At 67.7% G+C, this 16,721-nt stretch carries 16 protein-coding genes; 9 read left to right on the forward strand and 7 right to left on the reverse strand.

Annotated features, from left to right (window positions below; genetic code table 11):
• The first annotated feature begins 228 nt into the window (after window positions 1-228).
• Window positions 229-942: a Clp protease N-terminal domain-containing protein gene (locus QM728_RS13690; protein WP_415032555.1), complete on the forward strand. Its 714-nt coding sequence runs from the start codon at window positions 229-231 to the stop codon at window positions 940-942.
• Window positions 943-1,020: 78 nt separating this feature from the next.
• Here QM728_RS13690 and QM728_RS13695 read toward each other — a convergent pair whose 3' ends face one another.
• Window positions 1,021-1,920, reverse strand: coding sequence for a cation diffusion facilitator family transporter (locus QM728_RS13695; protein WP_415032556.1), 900 nt, complete (start codon window positions 1,918-1,920; stop codon window positions 1,021-1,023).
• A gap of 63 nt (window positions 1,921-1,983) precedes the next feature.
• Between QM728_RS13695 and QM728_RS13700 the strand changes: the two genes are divergently transcribed.
• Window positions 1,984-2,523, forward strand: coding sequence for a hypothetical protein (locus QM728_RS13700; protein ID WP_415032557.1), 540 nt, complete (start codon window positions 1,984-1,986; stop codon window positions 2,521-2,523).
• 28 nt (window positions 2,524-2,551) lie between these two features.
• Here QM728_RS13700 and QM728_RS13705 read toward each other — a convergent pair whose 3' ends face one another.
• On the reverse strand, window positions 2,552-3,127 hold the full coding sequence (locus QM728_RS13705) for an HdeD family acid-resistance protein (protein WP_415032558.1): 576 nt from the start codon (window positions 3,125-3,127) through the stop codon (window positions 2,552-2,554).
• 110 nt (window positions 3,128-3,237) lie between these two features.
• Here QM728_RS13705 and QM728_RS13710 point away from each other — a divergent pair, with 110 nt between their 5' ends.
• From QM728_RS13710 to QM728_RS13720, 3 genes are all read left to right on the forward strand, one after another.
• Window positions 3,238-4,098: an acyl-CoA thioesterase domain-containing protein gene (locus QM728_RS13710; protein ID WP_415032559.1), complete on the forward strand. Its 861-nt coding sequence runs from the start codon at window positions 3,238-3,240 to the stop codon at window positions 4,096-4,098.
• A gap of 64 nt (window positions 4,099-4,162) precedes the next feature.
• A complete protein-coding gene (locus QM728_RS13715) occupies window positions 4,163-5,227 on the forward strand; it encodes a DUF4185 domain-containing protein (RefSeq protein WP_415032560.1) in 1,065 nt (354 codons plus the stop codon).
• 107 nt (window positions 5,228-5,334) lie between these two features.
• Window positions 5,335-5,589 (forward strand): hypothetical protein, encoded by a 255-nt coding sequence (locus QM728_RS13720; RefSeq protein WP_415032561.1) that lies wholly within the window; start codon window positions 5,335-5,337, stop codon window positions 5,587-5,589.
• 3 nt (window positions 5,590-5,592) lie between these two features.
• Here the strand turns inward: QM728_RS13720 and QM728_RS13725 are convergent, their stop codons facing one another.
• The gene (locus QM728_RS13725; protein WP_415032562.1) at window positions 5,593-5,919 is read right to left on the reverse strand and encodes a YnfA family protein; all 327 of its coding nucleotides are present in this window, start codon (window positions 5,917-5,919) and stop codon (window positions 5,593-5,595) included.
• Window positions 5,920-5,937: 18 nt separating this feature from the next.
• On the opposite strand from QM728_RS13725, the gene QM728_RS13730 reads away from it, so the two are divergent.
• Together QM728_RS13730 and QM728_RS13735 are read left to right on the forward strand one after the other, a co-directional pair.
• Window positions 5,938-6,708: a deoxyribonuclease IV gene (locus QM728_RS13730; RefSeq protein WP_415032563.1), complete on the forward strand. Its 771-nt coding sequence runs from the start codon at window positions 5,938-5,940 to the stop codon at window positions 6,706-6,708.
• A 158-nt stretch (window positions 6,709-6,866) separates the two neighbouring features.
• Window positions 6,867-8,702 carry an acyl-CoA dehydrogenase gene (locus QM728_RS13735; RefSeq protein WP_415032564.1) on the forward strand — a complete coding sequence of 612 codons (1,836 nt, stop codon included), beginning with the start codon at window positions 6,867-6,869 and terminating at the stop codon, window positions 8,700-8,702.
• Between the two features lie 58 nt (window positions 8,703-8,760).
• On the opposite strand, the gene QM728_RS13740 is transcribed toward QM728_RS13735, so the two are convergent.
• The 4 genes from QM728_RS13740 to QM728_RS13755 form a co-directional block, all read right to left on the reverse strand.
• On the reverse strand, window positions 8,761-10,143 hold the full coding sequence (locus QM728_RS13740; protein ID WP_415032565.1) for a glutamate decarboxylase: 1,383 nt from the start codon (window positions 10,141-10,143) through the stop codon (window positions 8,761-8,763).
• Between the two features lie 99 nt (window positions 10,144-10,242).
• Window positions 10,243-11,019, reverse strand: a complete 777-nt coding sequence (locus tag QM728_RS13745; protein WP_415032566.1) for an SDR family NAD(P)-dependent oxidoreductase — start codon at window positions 11,017-11,019, stop codon at window positions 10,243-10,245.
• A gap of 66 nt (window positions 11,020-11,085) precedes the next feature.
• Window positions 11,086-12,777, reverse strand: coding sequence for a VanW family protein (locus QM728_RS13750; protein ID WP_415032567.1), 1,692 nt, complete (start codon window positions 12,775-12,777; stop codon window positions 11,086-11,088).
• Between the two features lie 176 nt (window positions 12,778-12,953).
• Complete coding sequence (locus QM728_RS13755) at window positions 12,954-14,306, reverse strand: acetyl-CoA C-acetyltransferase (RefSeq protein ID WP_415032568.1); 1,353 nt, start codon at window positions 14,304-14,306, stop codon at window positions 12,954-12,956.
• A gap of 135 nt (window positions 14,307-14,441) precedes the next feature.
• On the opposite strand from QM728_RS13755, the gene QM728_RS13760 reads away from it, so the two are divergent.
• On the forward strand, window positions 14,442-15,809 hold the full coding sequence (locus tag QM728_RS13760; protein ID WP_415032569.1) for a 3-oxoacyl-ACP reductase: 1,368 nt from the start codon (window positions 14,442-14,444) through the stop codon (window positions 15,807-15,809).
• Window position 15,810: 1 nt separating this feature from the next.
• A complete protein-coding gene (locus tag QM728_RS13765) occupies window positions 15,811-16,701 on the forward strand; it encodes a MaoC/PaaZ C-terminal domain-containing protein (protein ID WP_415032570.1) in 891 nt (296 codons plus the stop codon).
• Window positions 16,702-16,721 lie beyond the last annotated feature (20 nt).

A 16,721-nucleotide genomic window follows, 5' to 3' on the forward strand; every position in this document is an offset into this window, starting at 1 on the left:
CCAGCCCTTCCGGCAGTTGAGCAATGGCCCCAACCCTATCGTCGAGTGGGCACCAAATCTCGCCGAGTGGGCACCGTTTCCCCGCCGAGTGGGCACCGTTTCACGCCGAGTGGGCACCCCAACCACGCCGAGCGGGCGGTCACTCTCACCCAAGTGGGTGGTGAGCCACAGGAGACTGCGCGTCAACCCGTGGTTGACAGATGCTTGTCGTCAACCTAGAGTTGACGCATGAGTGATGCCCCTGAGTTCTTGTCCAACGTTCGCCTCGACGACCTCATCGGTGCCGTGCGCAAAGCCGCTGCGGATCCGTTGCAACAGCTCTCCGCAGCCATGACGGTGTCAGAGCACCTCGGCGATGTCGGAGACTCCCTCATCGGCTACTTCGTCGACCAGGCACGTCGAGCGGGCCAACCCTGGAGTGCGATCGGCGCCAGCATGGGCGTGACCAAGCAGGCCGCCCAGAAGCGCTTCACCCCCAAAGCCGACGGTGACACGTTCGAGCGCTTCACACCCCGCGCGCGGGCAGTTCTCGTCAAGGCTCACGACGATGCGGTTCGCTCTCAGGTTGAGAGCATCGGGCCGGCCCTGGTGGCACGACACCTGCTGACCGACGATCAGACGCTGGCGGTCGCCGCGCTCAAGCAGACCGGCGCCGACGTCGACGGCCTCCGCTCCGCCTTCGGCGATCCAACGCCCGCCGAGACCACGCTCGCAGCCGATGCGCGGACCATGATCCCGTACTCCGACGCGTCCAAGAAGGTCCTCGACGAGACCTTGGCGGTCGCCCTGGGCAAGGGGCACAACTACGTCGGTACCGAGCACCTACTGCTGGCGATGTTCGCCGACGGTGACGTCGCCGCAACCTTGGCCGCGCACGGCGCTGTGCGCAACAAACTCGACGCCGCTATCGACGAGCAATTGGCCATACTCAAGTCCAAGTAGCCGCCCACTCGGCGGTCTCAGAGTGCCCACTCGGCGGGGTCAGAGTGCCCACTCGGCGGGGTCAGAGTGCGGGTGGGGTCAGGGGCGGCGGTCGGGCTCGTACGCCCGGGGGTCCTCGATCGGCTCGAGGTGGACGGTGATGACGAGGTCCTCGACCTGCTCGTGCAGCCTCGCCTCGACCTCCTCGACGAGGTCGTGACCGCGCTGCACCGACCAGTCGCCGGGCACCAGCATGTGCAGCTGCAGGAAGCGCAGGTGCCCGCTCGTGCGCGTGCGGACGTCGTGGAACTCGACGTCGGGCGACCGGAACTCGTCGAGGACGGAGAAGAACCGGGCCACATCCTCGTCGGGCAGCGCGACGTCCATCAGCCCCGAGGTCGACTCGACGATGAGCCGGTAGCCGATGAACAGGATGTTGAGCGCGACGGCGATCGCGATGATCGGATCGAGCCACTCCCATCCGGTCAGCGCGACGACCACGATCCCGACGACGACGCCGGCCGTCGTGACGAGGTCGGTCATCAAGTGCTTGCCGTCGGCGGTCAGCGTGATCGATCGGTACCGACGGCCCGCGCGCAACAGCACCAGCGCGACGACCCCGTTCAACACCGCGGCCACCACGGACACGACGACACCGATTCCCAGCGACTCGAGCGAACGCGGGTGGAGCATCCGCTCGATCGCGGCGAAGATGATGACGATCGCGGCGACGAAGATCATCGCGCCCTCGACGCCGGCGGAGAAGTACTCCGCTTTGGCGTGCCCGAAGTTGTGGTTGTCGTCGGCGGGCCGGGCCGCGACGCCCAGGGCGATCAGCGCCACGACCGCGGCCACCAGGTTCACCACCGACTCGGCCGCGTCGGACAGCAATCCCACCGATCCGGTGAGCTGCCACGCCACGACCTTCAGCGCGATCGTCGCCACCGCCGTCGCGATCGAGAGCCACGCGAATCGTTGGAGTCGGGCGCGTCTGGTCACCCGGCCATTGTCCCATCACCCGGATATGACACAGATCACACTCCGATGCGCCACACTGGAACCATGCTCAACGAGATGGAAGCCGAGGCGTGCGCCCTCTACGCCGACGGTGAATACATGTCCGCCCTCGCCGAGTTCTCCGTGCTGGCGGAGATCCGCGCCCGACGGGAGGGCCCGTACTCCCCGCAGTACCTGCACAACCTGCACGACTGCATCCGGTGCGCCTACGAGCTGAGCAAGTGGACCGAGTGCGTCGGCCTGTGCACCGAGCTGCACGGCAAGTACGTGCGCACCCATGGGCGAGCCGAGCAGGACACCGTCGACGTCGCGAAGCGGTGGGCGTGGGCGTTGCTGAACCTGCGCGACTACCCGCAGGCGGTCGCGCTGTACCTGCAGACCGCCGACGCCCTGTGGGATTCCGACCCGGATGCCGCGCGACGACTGCTCGGCGCCCCGGCAACCTACGCCACCGAGGTGGACTCCGCCGAGCTCGCGCAGCCGCTGCGGCACAAGGTCGACCTGCTGACAACGATCACCGAGTTGAGCACAAAAGAAACCGGCGCCAACCCGCTCACAGTGGACGGATTGGCGCCGGCTTCGTAGTCGTGCGCGTCGTTGACGACGCGGCCGGTTAGACCTTCTTCGGAAGGGTGAACAGCGAGGCGACGCTGACGACGATCAGCAGGATCGCGGAGATCCAGACGAAGGTCAGCAGCGACGGGGCCGGCCACACCAGCATGATGATGCCCGCGGCGATCGCAACCAGGCCGGCGAGGACGGCCAGCAGCTTCGAGGAGTGACCCGAACCGGTGGTCGCGGCGAAGAGCTCGGCGAGACCCTGGAAGATCCAGCCCACACCGATGAAGACCGCGAGGAACCAGATGCGGTCGGCCTCAGCCCAGCCGTCGTTGGACGGGTGCCACAGCACCACGATGCCGGCCCACAGGATCATCAGACCGATGAGCAGGTAGGCGAAGCGGAGGCCCTTGCTCAGCAGGGTCGCCGAGAACGACTGGTAGATGCGGAAGAGACCGGAGGCGACCAGCGCGATGCCCAGCAGGATCGCCAGGACGTTGAGGGTCTTGCCCGGCCACACGAGCGCGGCAATGCCGAGCACGATGCCAAGCAGAGCCGAGAAGAGGATGGTTCCCCGAACGGAGGCAACGGCCTTCTCCGGGATTTGACGTTCGATATCAGCAATTGTCATGCGTTGAGATTAGCCCACGAAACACCGGTTGTCCGTACCAACTCCAATTTAATCCGCGATGAACACATCCCGCGGCTCAGATCGGTGCACGCCGGGTGTAATAAGGACACGTGTCGACAGCGAGCTTTTTCACCGAATCGGATGGCCGATTCGACCCCACCCGCTTCTCCCTGAGCCTCTGGGCGCCCCGCACCCTCAACGGTCCGGCGGTGTGTGCCATCGCCGCCCGCAGTGCCGAGATCGCCGGTGGCGCCGACGGATTCCGCCCGGTCCGATTCACCATCGACCTGTTTCGCGCGGCCCGCGCCGACCCGACCACGACGACGGCCACGATGCTGCGCGAGGGCGGCCGGGTGCGGGTCGTCGAGGTCGACATCTTCCAGCACGGCGGCGACGAGCCGGTCCGCGTCGCCCGCTCGACCACCGTCTTCCTCAAGGAGTCGACCAACCCCGCCGGCGAGCGCTGGGAGCGCCCGACGTCCGCCTTCGATCCGCCCGAAGTCCCCGACGACGACTACTACCCGCGGTTCGCCGCCGACGCCACGACCAGCGCAGACGGCTCGCCGGTGGCCGCCATCGAGTGGACCAGCGATCTGGCCGCCCTGCAGGGACCGGGGCGCAAGCGCCACTGGACCCACCCACTCCCGGTCGTGCCCGGCGAGACGCCCTCCCCGTTCGTGCGGGCCGTGATCGCCGCCGAGTCGACCAGCCTGATGGCCAACTGGGGCACCACCGGCATTGCGCTGATCAACTGCGACCTGACTGTCGTCCTGGCCCGGCTGCCGCGCGGCGTGCGGGTCGGCGTCGAGGCCGATTTCCACCTCGAGGACGACGGCATCTCGGCCAGCACCTGCACCCTCTACGACGTCGACGGACCGTTCGGCACCGGCGCCGTGGCAGCGGTCAACAACGCGAAGGCCGAGATCGACTTCACGTCGGTCAAACCCGAAGACCGGATGAAACAAGCGTGATGTAGGTCACCGTCGTCGCGGCTCGAATCACGGATTGGTCACGATCGCTGGTAGCCTGCCTTTCATGCGTTTTCCAGCTATCAGCGTCAAGACCGTCGCCCTCGGCGCCGCCGCGGCCACCGCCGCCGGCTTGGCCTCTGCCTACACGGCTGCCGACGCCGACGCGTTCGTCGCCGGACCGGGTCAAATGGTCGCCCGCATCACGGGCCCCGGCTCCATCAACGACACCGTCGGCCGCTACAACGTCATCGGCACCGACCTGGGCATCCTGTGGGACAACGGTCGCCGCGAGGTGCTCGCCGCCTTCGGTGACACCCAGTCCTTCAACGGGTGGTCGCTGCTGCGCGGCAACCTGTTCGCCCTGCGCTCCAACATGCTGCTGCGCTCGCGCGACCCGCACCTGTCCGACGGCCTGCACTTCACCGGCCACTCGGGCCCGCCCGGACACGCCAAGCGCGTCGTCAAGGCCTCGCGCCGCGACGTCACCATCGTCCCGACCGGCGGCATCTCGGTCGGCGGCAAGCAGTACATGGGCATGCAGGCGATCAACCTGTGGGGCGACCCGGGCCGCTGGCAGACCCGCTACGGCGCGATTGCCGTGTCGAAGAACAACGGCCGCACCTTCAAGCAGATCGTGGCCAAGCGCCCGAACTACAAGGGCAACCGCAAGTTCCAGCAGATCGCCTTCCTGAAGGACGGCGGCTACGTCTACACCTACGGCACCCCGAGCGGCCGCTTCGGCGCCGTCTACCTCGGCCGCGTCCCGGAGGACAAGATCGCCAACCTCGGTGCGTACGAGTACTGGGCGAACGGCCACTGGGTCAAGGGTCCGTCGCTGGCGACCCCGATCATGAGCGCCCCCACCGGTGAGCTCTCGGTCGCCTACAACAAGTACATCGGCCGCTACGTGTCCCTCTCCACCCGCGACGGCGCCGCCCTGCGCACCGCCCCGCGCCCGGAGGGCCCGTGGACCAAGCCGCACATCATCGTGCCGGCGTCGAACCCGGTGGGCGGCTACGCGCCGTTCATCCACCCGTGGTCGCTGGACGGCCCGACGATGTACTTCACGTACTCGATCTGGCACGGCTACCAGGTGTACTTCATGAAGGTGAACCTGCGCCGCGGCTAGTCAACAGCCTTTCGAGCGAGCCCCGTACCCGACAGGGTCCGGGGCTCGCTCGTTTTCGGGGGCTCGCCGTTGCCGCACCGCTGCCGTAGCATGGTGATCCAGGTCACATGACGATCCAGCTCGTGGAGGTGCCCATGCCGAATCGATTCCTGCACTACGGCGGCAGCAAATACATCCTCAACCGCGAGGGGGAGGCCCGCCTGCAGCGCGTGCTCGAAACCGTCTACGGCGACGACGCCAACCATCAGTGGTTCACGCTCTATCCCGACAGCCCGACACCGTGCAGCCTGCTCATCGCACCCGGCGTGCCGCTGTCGGTGGAGACCGAGTACGAGATCGGCGACGTCGAAGTCCCGCGCTGACAGTCAGCGCGCGTACATGATCACGCCGACGCCGACGAGGCAGATCAGCGCACCGACGACGTCGTAGCGGTCGGGCCGGAAGCCGTCGGCCACCATCCCCCAGATCAGCGATCCGACGATGAACACGCCGCCGTAGGCGGCCAACACCCGGCCGAAGTTGGCGTCGGGCTGGCCGGCGGCGACGATGCCGTAGCAACCGAGGGCGATGGCGCCGAGGCCGACCCACAGCCAGCCGCGGTGTTCCCGGAGCCCCTGCCAGATCAGCCAGGCGCCACCGATTTCGAGCACCGCGGCGGCGACGAACAGGAGCAGTGATCGCAACGGCGTCATGGCGCTTATCGTAGAGCCATGCGAATCGGAGCCCACCTGCGCGAAGAGGACAACCCGCTCGAGACCGCCAAGGAACTCGGCATCGACGTCTTCCAGATGTTCGTCACCGACCCGCAGGGGTGGAAGAAGCCGGAGGCGCGCGACGACGCGGCGGCCATCGCGGCGTCGGATGTCGACGTCGTCGTGCACTCCAGCTATCAGATCAACGTCGCGAGCCTGAACAACCGGCTGCGGATGCCGTCGCGCAAGGCCGTCGAGCAGCAGGCGGCGGCCGCCGCCGAATTGGGCGCCTTCGGCCTCGTCGTGCACGGCGGGCACCTGCGCGACGGCGAGGACGCCGCACTCGGGTTCGAGAACTGGCGCAAGCTGTTCGAGCGTCAGGAGGACAAGGGCGGTTTCGGCGTCCCGATCCTGATCGAGAACACCGCGGGCGGCGATCACGCGATGGCCCGGACCCTCGAATCGATCGAGCGGCTCTGGGAGGCGGTGGGCGACTTCGAGCAGGCCGGCTTCTGCTTGGACACCTGTCACGCGTGGGCCGGCGGCGAAGACCTCGTCGGCCTGGTCGAGCGGATCCGCGCGATCACCGGCCGGATCGACCTGGTGCACCTGAACAACTCGCGCGACGAGTTCGATTCCGGCCGCGACCGGCACGCGAACCTCGCCGACGGCCATATCGACCCGGCCGTCCTGGTGGGCGTGATCGAGGCCGCCGATGCTCCTGTCGTACTTGAGACTCCGGCCCCCGGAATCCCCGATGACCTGGCCTATCTCCGCGCTAACCTGTAGTCACGGGTGGTTGACCGAGGTCACAAACCCTCCAGTTGTTCCACCTCGGAGTTGCTAGTATTCTTGCCTGGTTACCGACGAGTAACTTACCGTCGCGACAACAACCCCACAGCGGGCCGTGCCAAACCCGACAGCCCAACAACAAAGGAAGCACCACCATGGGCCACTACAAGTCCAACCTGCGTGACATCCAGTTCAACCTGTTCGAGGTCCTCGACCTCGAGAAGGTCCTCGGCGAGGGCGAATACGCCGACCTCGATCGCGAGACCGCCGACGACATGCTCCGCGAGGTCGCGGCGCTGGCTGAGGGGCCGCTCGCCGAGCCGTTCGCCGACACCGACCGCAACCCGCCCGTGTTCCACCCGGACACCCACACGGTCACCATCCCCGACGCGTTCAAGAAGGCTGTCAAGACCTACCAGGACGCCGGTTGGGGCTCCCTCGGCCTGCGCGAGGAGCTCGGCGGCGTCGTCGTTCCCCCGGCCCTGCAGTGGTCGCTGGCGGAGATGATCCTCGGTGCGCAGCCGGCGCTGTTCATGTACATGGCCGGCCCGTCCTTCGCCCAGGTCTTCTACAACAACGGCACCGACGAGCAGAAGAAGTGGGCCGAGATCATCGCCGAGCGCGGCTGGGGCGCCACCATGGTCCTCACCGAGCCCGACGCCGGTTCCGACGTCGGCGCCGGCCGCACCAAGGCCGTCGAGCAGGAAGACGGCAGCTGGCACATCGAGGGCGTGAAGCGCTTCATCACCTCGGCCGACTCCGACGACATGTTCGAGAACATCATGCACCTCGTGCTGGCCCGCCCCGAGGGCGCCGGACCGGGCACCAAGGGCCTGTCGCTGTTCTACGTCCCGAAGACCCACTTCGACTTCGAGACCCAGGAGTTCGGCGAGCGCAACGGCGTCTTCGTCACCAACGTCGAGCACAAGATGGGCCTCAAGGCCTCGGCCACCTGTGAGCTGTCCTTCGGCCAGCACGGCGTCCCGGCCAAGGGCTGGCTCGTCGGCGAGGTCCACAACGGCATTGCGCAGATGTTCGACGTCATCGAGCACGCCCGCATGATGGTCGGCACCAAGGCCATCTCGACCCTGTCGACCGGCTACCTGAACGCGCTCGACTACGCGAAGAACCGCATCCAGGGCGCCGACATGACCGAGATGACCAACAAGGCCGCTCCGCGCGTTACCATCACCCACCACCCGGACGTGCGTCGCGCCCTGATGACCCAGAAGGCCTACGCCGAGGGTCTGCGCGCGATCTACCTGTTCACCGCCGCCCACCAGGACGACGCGACCGCACAGCTGGTGTCCGGTGCCGACAAGGAGATGGCGTTCAAGGTCAACGACCTGCTGCTCCCGATCGTCAAGGGCGTCGGCTCGGAGCGGGCCTACGAGAAGCTGACCGAGTCGCTGCAGACCTTCGGCGGTTCCGGCTTCCTGCAGGACTACCCGATCGAGCAGTACATCCGCGACTCGAAGATCGACTCGCTGTACGAGGGCACGACGGCCATCCAGGCGCAGGACTTCTTCTTCCGCAAGATCATCCGCGACAAGGGCCAGGCGCTGGCCCACGTCGCCGGCCAGATCTCCGAGTTCATCAAGAACGATGAGGTCGACGGTCGCCTGAAGGGCGAGCGCGCGCTGCTGAACACCGCCCTGGAGGACACCCAGGCGATGGCGGCGACGCTGACCAACTTCCTGATGTCGGCGCAGGAAGACCCGAAGCAGCTCTACAAGGTAGGCACCGGCTCGGTGCGCTTCCTGATGTCGGTCGGCGACCTGCTGATCGGCTGGCTGCTGCTGCGCCAGGCCGAGGTCGCCCTCGCCGCCCTGGACAAGGGTGCCGACGGCGCGGACAAGGCGTTCTACGAGGGCAAGGTCGCCGTCGCGACCTTCTTCGCGAAGAACATGCTCCCCCAGCTAACCGCGACCCGCGGCATCCTGGAGAACGTCGACAACGACATCATGGAGCTCGACGAAGCCGCGTTCTGATCCGCTGAACAACGAATCGGGCCCGACGCCGCACAGGTGTCGGGCCCGATTCGCATCCCTAGTGGATGAACTGCTTGGTGGTCTCGTGCGCGCGCGGCATGGGACCGTCGAGGCCGTCGAGGAACTTGACCTGCTTCTCGATGTCGGCGATCAGCTTCTGCGCGAGGTCGTGGCTGAGCCCGTTGCGGACGACGATCCGCTGCACGGTGATGTCCTGCAGGTCGTTGGGCATCGGGTAGGCGGGCACCAGCCAGCCGGCTTGGCGCAGGCGGTCGGCGAGATCGTAGAGCGTCCAGTTCTCGGTGTAGCCGTCCTTGAGCTTCCACGCGAAGACGGGGATGTCCGAACCGTCGTTCCAGAGCTCGAACGGCGGGAGTTTGGCGATCGCCTTCGCCAGGCCCTGCGCGACGTCGAGACAGTTCTGCTGGATCCGCGTATAGCCGTCGTAACCCAGGCGCAGGAACAGGTAGTACTGCAGCAGCACCTGGGCGCCGGGGCGGGAGAAGTTCAGCGCCAGGGTGGCCTCCGAGCCGCCGAGGTAGCTGACGTAGAAGATCAGATCCTCCGGGCAGCTCTCCTTGTCGCGCCACACGATCCAGCCCAGCCCCGGGTACACCAGGCCGTACTTGTGGCCGGAGGTGTTGATCGAGACGACCCGTTTGACGCGGAAGTCCCACTTAAGGTCGGGCTGGCAGAACGGGGCGATCATGGCGCCCGACGCACCGTCGACATGGATGGGGATGTCAAGCCCGGTGGCCTTCTCAATCTGGTCGAGTTTGGCCGCGATCTGCTCGACCGGCTCGTACATGCCGGTGTAGGTCACGCCCATGATCGCGATGACGCCGATGGTGTTCTCGTCGACGTACTTCTCGAGGTCGTGGCCGTCGAGCACCTTGTGCTCGTCGCTGATGGGGACCAGCCGGGCCTCGACGTCCCAGTAGTTGCAGAACTTCTCCCAGCACACCTGAACGGCGCTGGAGAGGACGAGGTTGGGCTTCTCGGTGGACTTGCCGGCCGCCTTGCGCGCGTTCTGCCAGCGGCGCTTCATGGCGAGGCCCCCGAGCATCGCCGCCTCCGACGAGCCGATCGTCGACGTGCCGATGGTGCCCTCCGGATCCTCCGCGTGCCACAGGTCGGCGAGCATCTGCCAGCAGTGGTTCTCGATCTCCGCCGTCGCCGGGTACTCGTCCTTGTCGACCATGTTCTTGTCGAAGGCCTCGGTGTAGAGCTTGTACGCCTCGGGCTCCATCCAGGTGCCGACGAAGGTCGCGAGGTTGAGCCGGGCGTTCCCGTCGAGCATCGACTGGTCGTGCACCACCTGATAGGCCGTCGACGGCAGACTCTCGCCCTGCGGGAACCTGCTCTTGGGATACGACGTCGCCTCCCCGGGGCGGGAGAAGATCGGGTTGATCGAGATGTCTTCGGAATCGTGCCGCGCCATTGCTCATCCTTCGTCGGGGTCTCCTCCAAAGTTAGCCGCCAAGCACTGAACCCCGCGCTCGAAAGCGCGGGGTTCAGTGGTTGTTGGTGAGTCGTTCGACTACTTCGGAGGCATCCGGATGCCGCCGTCGACGCGGACGACCTCGGCGTTCATGTAGGAGTTGGTGATCAGCTCCTCGACCATGGAGGCCAGCTCGTCGGGCACGCCCAGGCGCTTGGGGAAGAGGACGCTCTCGCCCAGCTTGGCCTTGAAGGCCTCCGAGTCGGGGCCCTCGCCGTAGATCGGGGTGTCGATCAGGCCGGGGGCGATGCAGTTGACGCGGACGCCGACCGCCGAGAGGTCGCGCGCGACCGGCAGGGTCATGCCCACGACGCCGCCCTTGGACGACGAGTAGGCGGCCTGGCCGATCTGGCCGTCGAATGCGGCGACGCTGGCGAGGTTGACGATCGCGCCGCGCTCGCCGCTCTCGTTGGGCTCGTTCTTGCTCATCGCGGTGGCCGCGAGGCGGACCACGTCGAAGGTGCCGACGAGGTTGATCGCGATGACCTTCTTGTAGAGGTCCAGGTTGTGCGCCGAGGCGAACTCGCCGTCCTTGCCGATGGTGCGCTGGGCCCAGCCGATGCCGGCCGAGTTGACCACCGCGCGCAGCGGGCCGAGCTCGACGGCGGCGTTGACCGCGGCCTCGATCTGCTCGGTGTTGGTGACGTCGACCTGGACGAACTTGCCGCCGATCTCCTTGGCGATCTTCTCGCCGTCCTCGGCCTTGAGGTCGGCGATGATGACCTTGGCGCCCTGGGCGGCGAGACGACGGGCAGAGGCCGCGCCGATGCCGGAGGCACCACCGGTGACGATTGCACTTGCTCCCTTGATATCCATACGCCGAGGATACGCAAAGCGTGTGACCTGGCTAACCGTCGGGTCGAGGGAAGCGAGGGGGCAGCCTTACTTGCAGCGGACGATCGGTTCCGGGTCGTACTTGACCGTGCGGGTCTGGCGCGAGATGACCTTGCCGGTCTTCGCGTCGGTGATGACGCGGGTGTTCGACGTCGTGAAGCCCTTGCTGCCGTTCGACGGCATGCAGTTGTCCCCCTTGGGCAGGGTCATGGTCTGCGGGTCGGTGTAGGCGTAGCGGTTGCCGGTGATCGATTCGACGTTCACGGTGCGGGTGCTCCAGAACTTCACCGTGATCGACGACGGCGTCCAGATCGTCTGGATGTAGATGCCGTACGGGGTGTTGTTGCGGAACACCAGGTCGATCGCGCCCTCGAACACGGTGGCCTCGCGCGCCTCGGGGTAGCGCGAGATGTAGTAGCTGTGCTCGGTGTGGGCGATGTCCTCGAGCCCGGCGAAGTAGGCCGCGTTGTAGAGCGTCGTCGCGAACTGGGAGATGCCGCCGCCGACGGCCTTCGACGCGTGGCCGTGGTCGATGATCGTCGACGAGACGTATCCCTGCGCCGCGTCGCGCGGGCCGGTGAAATTGTTCAGGGAGAACTTGTTGCCGGGTCGGATGATCGCGCCGTCGACCGTCTGCGCGACGCGGCGGATGTTCTCGCCAGAGAGCTGGGTGAAGCCGCCCGTCGTGTAGTCGCTGACGACCTGCCGGATGCCGAGCTTGCGAGCCTGCGCGGTGCTCAGCCCGGGCTTGGTCTCTTTGTAGGCGACGGCGGCGGTGCGGGTGGGGCTGCCGACGGCGGCGGCGATCGCGGCCGACGTTCCGGCCCAGTCGACGATGTAGCCCGACTGCCCGGACACCAGCGTCGGCCGCCCGCCCTTCATCACGAAGGAGGCGTTCTTCGGCTTCGACTGCGTGCCGCGCAGGGAGTTGAGCTGCGCCTTCGCCTTGACCTTGTCGACGGTCGGCGCGAGGCCGCCCTTGCCGTCGGGACGGTAGGAGAGCAGCCCCACCAGGTCCTTCGGCGTGAGGGTGATGACCTTGCCGCCGCGCCCCTTGAGGGTCACCGGCCCGGAAACGGCCTGGCGCGCCGGTCCGCGCTCGGTGTCGCGGACTGTGTCGGCCGAGACGGTCGGCGAGAAGGGCTCCATCGGCAGCGTGATCTGGGCGCCGTCGAGCCAGTGCTCGGCGGTCACGCGCGCCGCCACGTCCCGGTTGATGCGCAGCCCCGACGAGGGCATGTCGGGCTTGGGGACGACCTTGTCGCCGTCGGCCTCGAAGTGCACGCCGCCCTCGACGGCCGCCTTCTCCAGCTTGGCCCGCTCGTCGTCGAGCGAGGAGTCGAACTTGGCCCGGTCGATGCCGACAACCGGGTGGACGCGCCGCTTGAACCCGATGATCGCCAGGAACCGCCGGAAGGGGTTGCGCGGCTGTTCCATGGCCTTCTGCACGGTCTTCTGCTCGTCGAAGGTCAGGCCGAGCTGATCGGGGGTGAGGGTGGTCTCGCCCGACGAGGTGCGCAGCTTCACCGGCTGGGTGGCGGTCTGCTGGAGCTGGTCGAGCGCCGTGTCCACTTCGGCCGACGTCTTGTTGCTCAGCTTGACCTGCGCGATGGTCGTCCCGCGCGCGGTGTGCCCGTGCGTCGCCATCGCATCGCTCGCGGTGATCCCGCTGAACAGCAGCAGGGACGCCGCGGCTACTCGGCCGGCCAGGGCCAAGCGTCGGGACAGGGACGGATTCATTGACACAAATCTACTTGGTGACCACGCGGGTTGCCGTGTCGCGGCACCCAAATGCGCGAACGGGGCACAAACGGGAAGGGTCCGATTGAACTGCCGGGTCGGGGGTCAGGCAGTTCAATCGGACCCATTCACTTCTATCGGCGCGACGCCGTCGGGCGTTACGCCCGAGCCACCGGTCAGCCTTCGATGATGGCGGTGACGCCCTGGCCGCCCGCGGCACAGATCGAGATCAGCGCGCGACCGCCGCCGTTCTCGTGGATCTGCTTGGCCGCCTGGGCGACGATGCGGCCACCGGTGGCCGCGAACGGGTGCCCGGCCGCCAGCGACGAGCCGTTGACGTTGAGCTTCTTGCGGTCGATCTTGCCGAGGGCCTTCTTCAGGCCGAGGCGCTCGCGGCAGTACTCCTCGGACTCCCACGCGGCCAGCGTCGCAAGCACGACCGAGGCGAAGGCCTCGTGGATCTCGTAGAAGTCGAAGTCCTGCAGGGTGAGGCCGTTGCGCTCGAGCATGCGCGGCACCGCGTAGGTCGGCGCCATCAGCAGGCCGTCGGGACCGTTGACGTAGTCGACGGCGGCGGTCTCGCTGTCGACGAAGTAGGCCAGCACCGGCAGGCCCTTCTCGGCGGCCCACTCGTCGCTCGACAGCAGCACCGCCGACGCGCCGTCGGTCAGCGGCGTCGAGTTGCCGGCGGTCATCGTCGCGTCGCCGAGCGAGACGCCGAAGACCGGCTTGAGGGTGGCCAGCTTCTCGGTCGAGGAGTCCGGGCGCAGGTTCTCGTCGCGGGTCAGGCCGCGGTACGGGGTGATGAGGTCGTCGAAGAAGCCGCGGTCGTAGGCCTTGCCCATGTTCTGGTGGCTGGCGGCGGCCAGGGCGTCCTGGTCCTCGCGCTTGATGCCGAACTCCTTGGCGGTGATGGCGGCGTGCTCGCCCATCGACAGCCCGGTGCGCGGCTCGCCGTTCTTCGGGATCTCGATGCCCAGCTTGCTGGCCAGGCCCAGGGCGGCCTTGACGCGGGCACCCGTCGACTTGGCGCGGTTGACCTCGAGCATCTGGCGGCGCATCTCCTCGGAGACGCCGATCGGGGCGTCCGAGGTGGTGTCGACGCCGCCGCCGATGGCGACCTCGTAGCGGCCCGCGGCGATCCCGTCGTGCACGGCGGTGATGGCCTGCAGGCCGGTGCCGCACGCCTGCTGGAGGTCGAAGGCCGGGGTGTACGGGGAGAGCTCGGAGCCGAGCACCGATTCGCGGATCAGGTTGAAGTCGCGCGAGTGCTTGAGCACCGCGCCGCCGGCGACCATGCCGAGCTGCTCGCCCTGCAGGTTGAAGCGGCTCACCAGGCCGGACAGGGCGGCGGTGAACATCTCCTGGTTGCTGGCGGTCGCGTACGCCTTGTCCTGGCGGGCGAAGGGGATCCGGTTGCCGCCGAGGATGGCGACCTTTCGCTTCGGCTTGGTCGCGAAGGCGCTGATCTTCGGCGCGGTCTTCTTCGCGGCGGTCTTCTTCGCCGGGGTGCTGGGGGTGGTGGCCATTGGCTTCCTACTCCTGAAAGATGGGATGTGCTTCTCGTAGAGTATTCTTACTCCCGAGTAAGTTGCTTGTCGAACTCAGTCGAGCCGACAGCGACCCAACGCCGCGAAAATCACACTCTTGAAGGAGTACGCCTCGTGTCCGGTAAAGCAAACAAGGACCTCTACTCGACCTTCGTCACCTCCGGCCCCGGTTCGTTCATCGCGAGCCGCGTCGGCCTGCCCCAGCCGCCGACCCTGCGTCGCTACTCGCCGTCGCAGCCGCCGCTGGCCGGGCCGGTGCTGCTGGGCGGCTCGGGCCGCCTCGTCGAGCCGCTGCGCGAGATCCTCGCCGCGGCCAAGGACTACGACCTGATCACCAACAACGCCGGGGGCCGGGGTGCCGACAAGCTCGGCGCCGCCGTCTTCGACGCCACCGGCATCACCAAGCCGGCCGAGCTCGAGGCGCTCTTCGAGTTCTTCGGCCCGACGATGCGCCAGCACGGCAACTCCGCGCGCTTCGTCGTGTTCGGCACCCACCCCGAGCTCTGCAAGAAGCCTGACGAGCAGGTCGCCCAGCGCGCCCTGGAGGGCTTCACCCGCTCGCTGGCCAAGGAGCTGCGCAACGGCGCGACCTGCCAGCTGGTGTACGTGCACCCCAAGGCCAAGACGGGCCTGTCCGGCGTCGAGTCGACGCTGCGCTTCCTGCTGTCGGCCAAGTCGGCCTTCGTCGACGGCCAGGTCATCCGCATCGGCGAGGCCGACGCCACGGCCCCCAAGAACTGGGACAAGCCGCTCGAGGGCCGCGTCGCCCTGGTGACCGGTGCCGCCCGCGGCATCGGCGCGACCATCGCCGAGGTCCTGGCCCGCGACGGCGCCCACGTGATCGCCGCCGACATCCCGGCCGCCGGTGAAGCGCTGAGCGAGACCGCGAACAAGGTCAAGGGCACCGCCCTGCCGCTCGACGTCACCGCCCCCGACGCCGGCAAGACCATTGCCGAGCACGTCCTGGAGCGCCACGGCGGCCTGGACATCATCGTCAACAATGCCGGCATCACCCGCGACAAGCTGCTCGCCAACATGGACGACGCCCGCTGGAACGCGGTCATCGGCGTCAACCTGATCGCGCCGCAGCGCCTCGTCGACGACCTGGTGAAGGCCAAGGCCCTCAAGGCCGGCGGCGCCGTCATCGACGTGTCGTCAATCGCCGGTATCGCCGGCAACCGCGGCCAGACCAACTACGGCGCGTCCAAGGCCGGCGTGATCGGCCTCGTCGACGCCTACACGCCGATCCTGGCCAAGAGCGGCATCACCATCAACGCCGTCGCACCGGGCTTCATCGAGACCGCGATGACCGCGGCCATCCCGCTGGCCACCCGCGAGGTCGGCCGTCGCATCAGCTCGCTGCAGCAGGGCGGTCAGACCGTCGACGTCGCCGAGACCGTCGCCTGGTACGCCAACCCGGCGTCGAACGCGGTGAGCGGCAATGTCGTCCGCGTCTGCGGCCAGAGCATGCTGGGTGCCTGACATGGGCAAGGTCGTCACGCTCGACGCGCTGCCGTCGACGTTCGATGTGTACTCGCGGGCCGTGACCGCGATGCTGCCCGTGGTCGGGAAGTCGGGTCCGGTGCGACCGGACGCCGTCGTGCCCGACACCGTCTACCGGTTCACCACCGGGCCGGCCGACCTCAACCGCCTGCAGGAGTACTGCCGGACGACCGGTCTGCAGTTGGGCAACAACCTGCCGCTGACCTATCCGTTCGTGCTGCAGTTCCCGCTCGTCATGAAGCTGATGACGAGCAGCGACTTCCCGTTCAGCGCGGTCGGTTCGGTGCACGTGGAGAACCGCATCCGCCGATTCCGCCAGATCGCGCCGAACGAGCACCTGACGATCAGCACGCAGGCGGGCAACCTGCGCGAGCACCGCAAGGGCCTGCTGATCGACGTCACCTCGACCTTCGAGGTCGGCGGCGAGGTCGTGTGCGAGCAGGTCGGCACCTTCCTCTCGCAGCAGCGCACCAGCCTGTCCGACGAGGAGCGCGGTCCGGCGCCCAAGGACCACACCCCGCCCCCGCCGGACGCGGTGTTGTCGGTCAACCTGGGCCAGATCCGCAACTACGCGGCGGCGTCGGGCGACCGCAACCCGATCCACATGGGCAACCTGACGGCGAAGGCGTTCGGCTTCCCGCGCGCCATCGCCCACGGCATGTGGAGCGCCGCGGCGGCGATCGCCAACGTCAGCAACCAGCTGCCCGACGCGGTCGAGTACGAGGTGCGCTTCGGCAAGCCGATCCTGCTGCCGGCGAAGGTGAACCTCTACACCACGCCGGCCGGTGGACCGGGCGACTACGACATCTCGATCCTGGACCGCAAGAAGGGCTTCCCGCACCTGACGGCGACCACCCGCGCGATCAAGTAGTCCCACGAGCCAGAACCCCG

Source organism: Gordonia sp. (in: high G+C Gram-positive bacteria), assembly GCF_047602025.1.
Taxonomy (GTDB): domain Bacteria; phylum Actinomycetota; class Actinomycetes; order Mycobacteriales; family Mycobacteriaceae; genus Gordonia.

Coding starts and splice junctions, on each gene's coding strand:
- QM728_RS13745 (WP_415032566.1), bottom strand. CDS start 11,019: ATGGATATCAAGGGAGCAAGTGCAATCGTCACCGGTGGTGCCTCCGGC.
- QM728_RS13715 (WP_415032560.1), top strand. CDS start 4,163: ATGCGTTTTCCAGCTATCAGCGTCAAGACCGTCGCCCTCGGCGCCGCC.
- QM728_RS13735 (WP_415032564.1), top strand. CDS start 6,867: ATGGGCCACTACAAGTCCAACCTGCGTGACATCCAGTTCAACCTGTTC.
- QM728_RS13700 (WP_415032557.1), top strand. CDS start 1,984: ATGCTCAACGAGATGGAAGCCGAGGCGTGCGCCCTCTACGCCGACGGT.
- QM728_RS13690 (WP_415032555.1), top strand. CDS start 229: ATGAGTGATGCCCCTGAGTTCTTGTCCAACGTTCGCCTCGACGACCTC.
- QM728_RS13730 (WP_415032563.1), top strand. CDS start 5,938: ATGCGAATCGGAGCCCACCTGCGCGAAGAGGACAACCCGCTCGAGACC.
- QM728_RS13755 (WP_415032568.1), bottom strand. CDS start 14,306: ATGGCCACCACCCCCAGCACCCCGGCGAAGAAGACCGCCGCGAAGAAG.
- QM728_RS13765 (WP_415032570.1), top strand. CDS start 15,811: ATGGGCAAGGTCGTCACGCTCGACGCGCTGCCGTCGACGTTCGATGTG.
- QM728_RS13750 (WP_415032567.1), bottom strand. CDS start 12,777: ATGAATCCGTCCCTGTCCCGACGCTTGGCCCTGGCCGGCCGAGTAGCC.
- QM728_RS13720 (WP_415032561.1), top strand. CDS start 5,335: ATGACGATCCAGCTCGTGGAGGTGCCCATGCCGAATCGATTCCTGCAC.
- QM728_RS13705 (WP_415032558.1), bottom strand. CDS start 3,127: ATGACAATTGCTGATATCGAACGTCAAATCCCGGAGAAGGCCGTTGCC.
- QM728_RS13740 (WP_415032565.1), bottom strand. CDS start 10,143: ATGGCGCGGCACGATTCCGAAGACATCTCGATCAACCCGATCTTCTCC.
- QM728_RS13725 (WP_415032562.1), bottom strand. CDS start 5,919: ATGACGCCGTTGCGATCACTGCTCCTGTTCGTCGCCGCCGCGGTGCTC.